Genomic DNA, 10,445 nt, shown 5'->3' with positions numbered 1-10,445 from the left:
CCTTCGGCCGTGCTGTGCTGGTCGCCGTTACGCCTTGCGCAGGCGGAACGTCAGGGACAGGCCCTCGTCGGTGAACGGGTCCCCGTAGGCGCTGTCCGCATCACCCTGGCCGAAGTCGGTGGCCAGGACCTCGTCGGAGATCAGGCCGGAGTGCTCGGCCAGGGCCGCGGTGACCGCCGGGTCCGTGGAGGTCCAGCGCAGCGCGATGCGGTCGGCCACGTCGAGGCCGCTGTTCTTGCGGGCCTCCTGGATCAGCCGGATCGCGTCACGGGCGAGGCCCGCCTGACGCAGCTCGTCCGTGATCTCCAGGTCGAGGGCGACCGTCGCGCCAGAGTCGGACGCCACCGACCAGCCCTCGCGCGGGGTCTCCGTGATGATGACCTCGTCCGGCGCCAGCGTGACCGTCTCGCCGTCGACCTCCACCGACGCCGTGCCCGCGCGCAGGGCGAGGGACAGCTCGGCCGCGTCGGCGTTCGCGACGGCCTTCGCGACATCCTGGACGCGCTTGCCGAACCGCTTGCCCAGGGCGCGGAAGTTGGCCTTGGCGGTGGTGTCGACCAGCGAGCCGCCCACCTCGGAAAGGGACGCGAGGGAGCTGACGTTGAGCTCCTCCGTGATCTGCGCGTGCAGCTCGCGGTCGAGGGTGTCGAAGCCGGCCGCGGCGACCAGCGCGCGGGACAGCGGCTGGCGCGTCTTCACACCCGACTCCGCGCGCGTGGCACGGCCGAGCTCGACCAGCCGCCGTACGAGCACCATCTGCTTCGACAGCTCCGGGTCGATCGCGGACAGGTCCGCCTCGGGCCAGGTGGTCAGATGGACGGATTCGGGGGCGCCGGGGGTCACCGGTACCACCAGGTCCTGCCAGACCCGCTCGGTGATGAACGGGGTCAGCGGAGCCATCAGCTTCGTGACCGTCTCGACGACCTCGTGCAGGGTGCGCAGCGCGGCCTTGTCGCCCTGCCAGAAGCGGCGCCGGGACCGGCGGACGTACCAGTTGGACAGGTCGTCGACGAACGCCGACAGGAGCTTGCCGGCGCGCTGGGTGTCGTACGCCTCCAGAGCCTGGGTCACCTGGTCGGTGAGGGCGTGCAGCTCGGACAGGAGCCAGCGGTCCAGGACCGGACGGTCCGCGGGGGCCGGATCGGCCTCGCTGGGCGCCCAGTTGGACGTACGCGCGTACAGGGCCTGGAAGGCGACCGTGTTCCAGTACGTGAGGAGCGTCTTGCGGACGACCTCCTGGATGGTGCCGTGGCCCACCCGGCGGGCCGCCCACGGGGAACCGCCGGCCGCCATGAACCAGCGCACCGCGTCCGCGCCGTGCCGGTCCATCAGCGGGATCGGGTCCAGGGTGTTGCCCAGGTGCTTGGACATCTTGCGGCCGTCCTCGGCGAGGATGTGGCCGAGGCAGACCACGTTCTCGTAGGACGACTTGTCGAAGACCAGGGTGCCGACCGCCATCAGCGTGTAGAACCAGCCGCGGGTCTGGTCGATGGCCTCGCTGATGAACTGCGCCGGGTAGCGGGACTCGAACAGTTCCTTGTTCTTGTACGGGTAGCCCCACTGCGCGAACGGCATCGAGCCCGAGTCGTACCAGGCGTCGATGACCTCCGGCACGCGTGTGGCCGTCTGTCCGCAGCCGTCCTGGGGACAGGCGAAGGTGACCGCGTCGATGAACGGGCGGTGCGGGTCCAGGGCCGACTGGTCGGTGCCCGTGAGCTCGGTCAGCTCCGCGCGGGAGCCGGCGACCGTGAGGTGGTCCGCCTCGCAGCGCCAGATCGGGAGCGGGGTGCCCCAGTAGCGGTTGCGGGAGAGGGCCCAGTCGATGTTGTTGTTCAGCCAGTCGCCGTACCGGCCGTTCTTGACCGTGTCCGGGAACCAGTTGGTCTTCTCGTTCTCCTGGAGGAGACGGTCCTTCACGGCCGTCGTGCGGATGTACCAGGAGGGCTGGGCGTAGTAGAGGAGCGCGGTGTGGCAGCGCCAGCAGTGCGGGTAGCTGTGCTCGTACGGGATGTGCTTGAAAAGGAGCCCGCGCGCGTGGAGGTCCTCGGTGAGCTTTTCGTCCGCCTTCTTGAAGAAGACACCGCCTACGAGGGGGACGTCCTCCTCGAAGGTGCCGTCCGGGCGGACCGGGTTCACGACCGGCAGGCCGTACGCGCGGCACACCTTGAGGTCTTCCTCACCGAAGGCGGGGGACTGGTGGACCAGACCCGTGCCGTCCTCGGTCGTCACGTAGTCCGCGTTGACCACGTAGTGGGTGGGCACGTCGGCCGGGAACTCGACCAGCTCGAACGGACGTTGATAGGACCAGCGCTCCATCTCGGCGCCGGTGAAGGTCTGCCCGGTGGACTGCCACTCCTCGCCGAGCGCCTTGGTGAGCAGCGGCTCGGCGACGACGAGCTTCTCCTCACCGTTCGTCGCCACCACGTAGGTGACGTCGGGGTGAGCGGCGACCGCGGTGTTGGAGACCAGCGTCCAGGGCGTCGTCGTCCAGACGACGAGGGCGGCCTCGCCGGCCAGTGGACCGGAGGTGAGCGGGAAACGGACGTACACGGACGGGTCGACGACCGTCTCGTAGCCCTGGGCCAGCTCGTGGTCCGACAGTCCCGTGCCGCAGCGCGGGCACCAGGGGGCGACGCGGTGGTCCTGGGTCAGCAGGCCCTTGTCGAAGATCGTCTTCAGCGACCACCAGACCGACTCGATGTACTCGGGGTCCATCGTGCGGTAGGGGTCGTGCAGGTCGGTCCAGTACCCCATGCGGGTCGTGAGCGCCTCGAACGCGTCCGTGTGCCGGGTCACCGACTCGCGGCACTTGGCGTTGAACTCGGCGATGCCGTACGCCTCGATGTCCTGCTTGCCGGAGAAGCCGAGCTCCTTCTCGACCGCCAGCTCGACCGGGAGGCCGTGGCAGTCCCAGCCGGCCTTGCGGGCCACGTGGTAGCCGCGCATGGTGCGGAAGCGCGGGAACACGTCCTTGAAGACGCGGGCCTCGATGTGGTGGGCGCCCGGCATGCCGTTGGCGGTGGGCGGGCCCTCGTAGAACACCCACTCGGGGCGCCCCTCGGACTGCTCGAGGCTCTTGGCGAAGATCTTCTGCTCGCGCCAGAAGTCGAGCACGGCGTGCTCAAGGGCGGGCAGGTCGACCTGGGCGGGCACTTGGCGGTACGTCGGCGTTGTCATCAGCGAGCTTCCTCCGGCGGACTTTCTGCCTTCCGTCGGAGGGACGAGAGCCGGAATTCTCCGGACGCCTTGTACGGCGTACTCCCGCGGTACCACCCTCCTTGGCTCCCCGGTGCGTCGTGCTCACCGATGAGCCCCCTCATTGGGGTCGCGAAACCGGGTCTACTGGCCTTGGCTGTCCTGCTCGCCTCGCTGCGGCTTTCTTCCGGCGGCTCCGGGGTGATCTTCGCGTCGCGCTCGCCCCCGGGCTTCCACCGTCCCCGGGTCGCTCTGGGCTGCGTACGCCGCTACTCGTCCCCATCCACGCTTCTCGCTCCGCCAGTGTACGGCGCCCCACGGACAGCGGCCGACCGGTTTTCCGAGCCACCCGAATGGCCAGGGTCGGGTGTCCGGATTCCGGGACGCGCGGCTGAGCGGATTACCCGGCGGAGAGCTGGGCACAACGCTTGCAGGCTCGCCCCGCGGGAGCGGCGGGGTGGGCGAATCGGGTGGTGTGCCCCGTTGCCGCGGGTCTCAAGTCGATTTATCGTCCCAGCACGATTCGCGAGCAAGATCACAATATGTGAAGGGGCCGCGGCCATGGTGGCGAAAAAGACCGCCGTACAGCAGTCGGCGTCCGGCAGATCCACGGGATCCACGGCTGCGGGGGCCTCCGGCGGTGGCAAGGGCACGGACGCGAAGAAGACCGCCCTCAAGAAGGGCGCGGCGAAGAAGACGGTGGCCAAAAGGGCCGTCGCGAAAACAGCTGCCGAAAAGGCCGAGAAGGTCGTAAAGGCAGAGAAGGCCGAAAAGAAGGCCGCCGCTCCCGAAAGCACCGCGGCTCACAGCAGTGCAGGTAGACGCACGTCCCCAAAGACCACGGCCAGGAAGAGCACGGCCAACAAGGCGGGTGCGGCCGAGGCCGCGAAGACGACGGGAGCCACGACGGTGGTTGCGAAGAAGACTTCTGGCACGGCCACGGCGGCGAAGAAGGCCGGCGCGGTGCCCAAGGCGCGGATCGTCGCGGCGGCGGAGCCGGGCGAGCTCGCCGTACGCGCCGGTGAGGACCCATGGACCCCGGAGGAGGTCTCGGAGGCGCGCGCCGAGCTGCAGTCCGAGGTGCTGCGGCTGCGTGCCGAGATCACGTCGTCCGAGCAGTCGCTCGTGGGTCTGATGCGGGACTCCGGGGACGGCGCGGGTGACGACCAGGCCGACACCGGCACCAAGAACATCACGCGCGAGCACGAGATGGCGCTGGCGGCCAGCGCGCGCGAGAGGCTCCTCCAGGACGAGCGGGCCCTGGAGCGGCTGGACACGGGCACGTACGGCCTGTGCGAGAACTGCGGCAACCCGATCGGCAAGGCACGGATGCAGGCCTTCCCGCGCGCGACGCTCTGCGTCGAGTGCAAGCAGAAGCAGGAGCGGCGCTACTGACCACCGGCGGATCCGCGCCGTGCACCTCCTGCGCTGCCGTGCGCCAGGAGGCGTGTCGTACTCTCGTCCTCAGTCAGGAACCTAGGTTGAGGGACTCACGTGGCAGAGGCGGAGCGCATCATCGGTACGCCGGACATCCCAGACGCGGCGGGAGCCGAGCCGGAGACACCGGAGGAGCGGCCCCGGGGCCGGCGCCGGATCCTCGTGCTGTTCACCGTCGCCTCGCTGGCGTACGCGCTGGACCTGGTCAGCAAGATGATCGTGGTCGCCAAGCTGGAGCACCACGCGCCGATCGAGATCATCGGGGACTGGCTGAAGTTCGAGGCGATCCGCAACGCGGGTGCCGCCTTCGGCATGGGTGAGGCCTTCACCGTGATCTTCACGGTCATCGCGGCGTCCGTGATCGTCGTGATCGCCCGGCTGGCCCGCAAGCTCTACAGCCTGCCCTGGGCGATCGCGCTCGGGCTGCTGCTCGGCGGCGCGCTGGGCAATCTGACCGACCGGATCTTCCGCTCCCCGAGCGTCTTCAAGGGCGCGGTCGTCGACTTCATCGCGCCCAAGCACTTCGCGGTCTTCAACCTGGCCGACTCGGCGATCGTCTGCGGCGGCATCCTGATCGTCCTGCTGTCCTTCAAGGGGCTCGACCCGGACGGCACCGTCCACAAGGACTGAGGGGCCCGAGGGAGGTTTGTCCACAGGCCCGGTCGGGGGCACCGGGCCCGTCCGGCATACTCGACGGGTGAGCACCATTCCCGAGATCCGCAACCTGCCCGTGCCGGACGGCCTGGAGGGCGAGCGCGTCGACGCCGCCATCTCCAGGATGTTCGGCTTCTCCCGTACGAAGGCCGCCGAGCTGGCCGCGGCGGGGAAGGTCACGGTCGACGGCTCGGTGGTCGGCAAGTCGGAGCGGGTGCACGGTGGCGCCTGGCTCGAGGTCGAGATGCCGCCGGCGCCCACCCCCGTGCAGGTCGTGGCCGAGCCGGTCGAGGGCATGGTGATCGTGCACGACGACGACGACATCGTCGTGATCGTCAAGCCGGTCGGCGTGGCCGCGCACCCGTCGCCCGGCTGGACCGGCACGACCGTCATCGGCGGGCTCGCCGCCGCCGGATACCGCATCTCGACCTCCGGTGCCGCCGAGCGCCAGGGCATCGTGCACCGGCTCGACGTCGGCACGTCCGGCCTGATGGCGGTCGCCAAGTCGGAGCGCGCGTACACGTCGCTCAAGCGCCAGTTCAAGGAGCGCACGGTCGACAAGCGCTACCACACGCTCGTCCAGGGCCACCCCGACCCGATGAGCGGCACGATCGACGCGCCCATCGGGCGGCACCCCACCCACGACTACAAGTGGGCGGTCACCGCCGAGGGCAAGCCCTCCGTCACGCACTACGACCTCATCGAGGCGTTCCGCGCGGCCTCCCTGCTCGATGTGAAGCTGGAGACCGGCCGCACCCATCAGATCCGCGTCCACATGGCCGCCCACCGGCACCCCTGCGTCGGCGACCTGACGTACGGGGCGGACCCGACGCTCGCCAAGCGGCTCGGCCTGACCCGCCAGTGGCTGCACGCCGTACGCCTCGGCTTCGAGCACCCCGGGGACGGGACGTGGGTCGAGTTCGAGAGCGGCTACCCGGACGACCTGGCCGACGCCCTGGAGCGGGTGCGGGCGGAGACGTACGCATGACCCCGCCGGCGTACGTGGTGCGCGTCGTCGAGGACCCTGCCGACCGCGAGGCCTGCTTCGCGGTGCGCAAGGAGGTCTTCGTCGTGGAGCAGCAGGTGCCCGAGGATCTGGAGAACGACGAGTTCGACGCGGGCGCGCTGCATGTGCTGGCCGTCCGGGAGGACGGGTTGGCGCTCGGAACGGGGCGGTTGCTGTACGGGGAGGCCGCCGTCGGCCGGACCGGGGGCGATCCGTCCGTCGGGTCGCTCGGGCGGCTCGCGGTGCGGAAGGAAGCCCGGGGGCTGGGGGTCGGGGCCGCGCTCGTACGGGGGGTCGAGGAGGCGGCTCGGGGGCTGGGGCTCGCTGCGGTGGATCTGCATGCGCAGGCCTCCGCGGCGGGGTTCTACGAGCGGCTCGGGTATGCGGGGTACGGGGACGAGTTCTACGAGGCCGGTATTGCGCATCTTGCGATGCGGCGCTCTTTTTGAGTTTTTTCTCCCACCCGCGCACCGCCCGTTGGGAGTCCGTTACAAGGTGGGCCTCGCCTGTGGGGGGTGCGCTTCGTCGGCGGCTATTCCGTGCGGGGACGTAATTACGCTCGGCTTGCCGTCCTGGGTGTGTCGTGGGCCCTTCGGGGGGCTCCGTCCTGGAAGCGGCGGGCCGTCTCCGTGCCCGGGGGCAGGGACGCGTCCGCCGTGTTGACCCGGGGGAGGGCGTACGGGTGCTGGTCGGCCAGCCAGCGGATCATGCCCTCGCGGACGTGCACCCGGACCTTCCAGACGTCGTCCGCGTCCTTCGCCGTCACCAGGGCGCGTACCTCCATGGTGCTCGGCGTGGCGTCCGTGACGGACAGGTCGCAGGCGCGGCCGTCCCAGGCGGGGCACTCCCGCAGGAGGTCGCGGAGCTTCTCGCGCATCGCCTCCATGGGCGCGCTGTGGTCGAGGTGCCAGAAGACGATGCCGGTCATCTGGGCGCCGCCCCGCGACCAGTTCTCGAAGGGCTTCGAGGTGAAGTAGGACACCGGCATGGTGATGCGGCGCTCGTCCCAGGTGCGCACGCTCAGGAACGTCAGCGTGATCTCGTCGACCGTGCCCCATTCGCCGTCCACCACGACGGTGTCGCCCATGCGCACCATGTCGCCGAAGGCGATCTGGAACCCCGCGAACATGTTGCTCAGCGTCGACTGGGCCGCCACACCGGCGACGATGCCCAGCACACCGGCCGAGGCCAGCAGTGAGGCGCCGGCCGCGCGCATCGCCGGGAACGTCAGCAGCATCGCCGCGACGGCGACGACGCCCACGACCGCCGCGACCACCCGTGTGATCAACGACACCTGGGTGCGGACCCGGCGGACCCGGGCCGGGTCGCGGTGGACGCGGGCGTATCGGGTGTACGAGGTGTCCACGATCGCCGCCGTGATGCGGACGATCAGCCAGGCCGCCGAACCGATCAGGACCAGCGTCAGGGCCCGGCCGACGGCGATCTCGTGCCCGTGGAGCAGGTCGGCCTGGTCGTAGGACCCTCTGAGCAGCGCCGTGCACAGGACGAGCTGGTAGGGCACACGGCCCCGGCGCAGCAGTCCCCACAGCGGAGTCTCGGTCTGCCGTTCGTCAGCCTTGCGCAGCAAGCGGTCCGTGGCCCAGCCGATCAGCAGCGTGAGCACGACCGAGCCACCGAGGACGATCAGCGGGCGCAGTACGTTCTCCATGCGGGAGAACGTAACCGGAGAAGGGTGGTCCTGAACATCCGACCCCGGGTGGGCTGGCACACATGGGGCCGGTGGTCCGTGCACACCCTGCCCGTGCACACCCTGTCCGCGCGCCCGTCGGCCGTGAGTCGGTCGTCAGTGGTGCCTGGCACGATGTCCTCATGAACGTCATGCTCTTTCACTCGACCTACGGGCTTCGCCCCGCCGTGCGCGCCGCGGCGGACCGGCTGCGGGCGGCCGGACACGAGGTGTGGACCCCCGACCTCTTCGACGGGCACACCTTCGGGACCGTCGAGGAAGGCATGGCCTTCAAGGACGCCATAGGCAAGGACGAGCTGCTCCGGCGGGCGATCCTGGCCGCGGCCCCCTATTCCGGACGTGGCCTGGTGTACGCGGGGTTCTCGTTCGGTGCCGCGACCGCCCAGACACTCGCGCTCGGCGACGACAAGGCGCGCGGCCTGTTGCTGCTGCACGGCACGTCGGACATCGCCGAGACGGCGTCGGTCGACGAGCTGCCCGTCCAGCTGCACGTGGCCGAGCCGGACGCGTTCGAGACCGACGACTGGCTCGGCTCCTGGTATCTCCAGATGGGCAAGGCGGGCGCCGACGTGGAGGTCTACCGGTATGCCGGGGCCGGTCACCTCTACACCGACCCCGATCTGCCGGACTTCGACGAGGAGGCGGCCGAGGCCACCTGGCGGGTGGCGCTCGGCTTCCTCGACAGTCTGTAGGGACGGCAGTCTGTAGGGACGGCGGTGACCGGCCGGTCGGGGGGTTACACCGGGTCGTACGTCCGTTCAAGCTTCTGGGTGCCGCTGAGCGTGCGGTACGAGCGCCACCAGGTCGACGTCGCGTTCTGCTTCGTCCGGTCGGACAGCACGTAGTAGTCCATCTGCGCGCGGCCGGCGGTGATGTCCAGGACGCCGTAGCCGTGGCGGTCGGTGTCGACCCATTGGACGTGCCGGTTCGCCGCTCTGATGATCGGCGCGGCGAGCGCGGTGACGGTGCCCTCGGGCACCTTGACGAGGTCGTCGAGGTTGTCGGAGGTGACCGACGTGACCACGAACTCCGTGGCGGCCGAAGGCGACAGCGGGTAGGTGCCGGCGTCCACGGGTACCTCGTTGGCCCACGCCATGTGGATGTCGCCGGTCAGGAAGACGGTGTTGCGGATCGCGTTGGAGCGGAGGTGGGCGAGGAGTTCACGGCGGTCGTCCGTGTAGCCGTCCCACTGGTCGGTGATGAGGCCGAGGCCGTCCTTGGGCAGGCCGAGCAGCTCGGCGAGCGGCTTCAGCAGGTCGGCGGTGAGGGAGCCGATGACGAACGGCGAGATCATCACCGAGTTCCCGACCAGCCGCCAGGTGGTGTCGGAGGCCTTCAACCCGGCCTTCAGCCAGTCCAGTTGGGCTCGGCCCGTGATCGTACGCTCCGGGTCGTCGACCGAGCCGCTGCCCGTGGCGACCTGCTGCGAGCGGAACGACCGCAGGTCGAGGAGCGAGAGGTCGGCGAGCTTCCCGAAGCGCAGGCGACGGTAGGTGGTGCCCGCGATCGCCGGGCGGACCGGCATCCACTCGAAGTAGGCCTGCTTCGCGGCGGCCTGCCGGGCCGACCAGGTGCCCTCGGCGCCCTCGGTGTGGTTCTCGGCGCCGCCCGACCAGGCGTCGTTGGCGAACTCGTGGTCGTCCCAGATCGCGATGACGGGGGCTGCCGCGTGCAGGGCCTGCAGATCGGCGTCCGTCTTGTAACGCCCGTGCCGTACGCGGTAGTCGGCGAGCGTGAGGATCTCGTGCGCGGGGGAGTGCGGGCGTACGACGGTGCCGCGGGTGCCGTATCCGCCGGTGCCGTACTCGTAGATGTAGTCGCCGAGGTGCAGCCAGCCGTCCAGGTCGCCGCGGGCCGCGAGGTGGCGGTACGAGGAGAAGTAGCCGGCCTCCCAGTTGGCGCAGGAGACCACGCCGAAGCGCAGCCCCGTCACGGCGGCGTCCGCGGCGGGCGCCGTGCGGGTGCGGGCGGCGGGGGAGTCCGTGCCGCCGGACGAGAAGCGGAACCAGTAGTCCGTGGCGGGCGCGAGGCCCCGGATGTCCGCCTTGACCGTGTGGTCGGCGGCGGCCGTGGCGGTGGTGGAGCCCTTGGAGACGATGTTCGTGAACGCCTTGTCGAGGGCGACGGTCCAGCTCACCTCGGTGTCCGGGCCGAGCCCGGAGCCGGGTATCGCCTCGGCGGTGGGCGTCACACGTGTCCACAGCAGGACGCCGTCGGGCAGCGGATCGCCGGAGGCGATCCCGTGCAGGAAGGCGGGGGCCTCGGCAGCCGCGCTCGCGGGCAGCGCGGCGGCCAGCGGACCGGCCAGTACGACGGTGGCCGCGGCGGCCTTGACGACCGTACGACGGCGTGGGGCGAGGGAGTTGACCCGAACGCCCGTGGACTCGGAGGAACTGCTTCGACTCGTCACGGGCGCTGAGATTACTGACCAGTAAGCGAGTTGAG

At 70.3% G+C, this 10,445-nt stretch carries 8 protein-coding genes; 5 read left to right on the top strand and 3 right to left on the bottom strand.

Features of this window, described 5'->3' with window-relative positions; genetic code table 11:
- Positions 1–27 precede the first annotated feature (27 nt).
- Positions 28–3,177, bottom strand: coding sequence for an isoleucine--tRNA ligase (gene ileS / locus STRTUCAR8_RS09190; RefSeq protein ID WP_006375282.1), 3,150 nt, complete (start codon positions 3,175–3,177; stop codon positions 28–30).
- A 579-nt stretch (positions 3,178–3,756) separates the two neighbouring features.
- On the opposite strand from ileS, the gene STRTUCAR8_RS09185 reads away from it, so the two are divergent.
- The 4 genes from STRTUCAR8_RS09185 to STRTUCAR8_RS09170 all read left to right on the top strand — a co-directional run bounded on the left by STRTUCAR8_RS09185 (position 3,757) and on the right by STRTUCAR8_RS09170 (position 6,741).
- Positions 3,757–4,590 carry a TraR/DksA family transcriptional regulator gene (locus STRTUCAR8_RS09185; RefSeq protein ID WP_006375283.1) on the top strand — a complete coding sequence of 278 codons (834 nt, stop codon included), beginning with the start codon at positions 3,757–3,759 and terminating at the stop codon, positions 4,588–4,590.
- A 99-nt stretch (positions 4,591–4,689) separates the two neighbouring features.
- Positions 4,690–5,262 carry a signal peptidase II gene (gene lspA / locus STRTUCAR8_RS09180; RefSeq protein ID WP_006375284.1) on the top strand — a complete coding sequence of 191 codons (573 nt, stop codon included), beginning with the start codon at positions 4,690–4,692 and terminating at the stop codon, positions 5,260–5,262.
- A 67-nt stretch (positions 5,263–5,329) separates the two neighbouring features.
- Positions 5,330–6,274, top strand: coding sequence for an RluA family pseudouridine synthase (locus STRTUCAR8_RS09175; protein WP_006375286.1), 945 nt, complete (start codon positions 5,330–5,332; stop codon positions 6,272–6,274).
- A complete protein-coding gene (locus STRTUCAR8_RS09170) occupies positions 6,271–6,741 on the top strand; it encodes a GNAT family N-acetyltransferase (protein ID WP_006375285.1) in 471 nt (156 codons plus the stop codon). The genes STRTUCAR8_RS09175 and STRTUCAR8_RS09170 overlap by 4 nt, the downstream gene beginning before the upstream one ends.
- 104 nt (positions 6,742–6,845) lie before the next feature.
- Here STRTUCAR8_RS09170 and STRTUCAR8_RS09165 read toward each other — a convergent pair whose 3' ends face one another.
- The gene (locus STRTUCAR8_RS09165; protein WP_006375279.1) at positions 6,846–7,961 is read right to left on the bottom strand and encodes a mechanosensitive ion channel family protein; all 1,116 of its coding nucleotides are present in this window, start codon (positions 7,959–7,961) and stop codon (positions 6,846–6,848) included.
- A 161-nt stretch (positions 7,962–8,122) separates the two neighbouring features.
- On the opposite strand from STRTUCAR8_RS09165, the gene STRTUCAR8_RS09160 reads away from it, so the two are divergent.
- A complete protein-coding gene (locus tag STRTUCAR8_RS09160; RefSeq protein ID WP_044471902.1) occupies positions 8,123–8,692 on the top strand; it encodes a dienelactone hydrolase family protein in 570 nt (189 codons plus the stop codon).
- A 44-nt stretch (positions 8,693–8,736) separates the two neighbouring features.
- On the opposite strand, the gene STRTUCAR8_RS09155 is transcribed toward STRTUCAR8_RS09160, so the two are convergent.
- Entirely contained in the window at positions 8,737–10,410 is a 1,674-nt protein-coding gene (locus STRTUCAR8_RS09155; protein ID WP_044471901.1) for an alkaline phosphatase D family protein, read from the bottom strand.
- Positions 10,411–10,445 lie beyond the last annotated feature (35 nt).

The organism is Streptomyces turgidiscabies Car8 (assembly GCF_000331005.1).
GTDB classification, from domain to species: Bacteria; Actinomycetota; Actinomycetes; order Streptomycetales; family Streptomycetaceae; genus Streptomyces; species Streptomyces turgidiscabies.
Note: the sequence above shows the minus strand (reverse complement) of the source record. Positions and strands in the feature narration are given on the sequence as shown.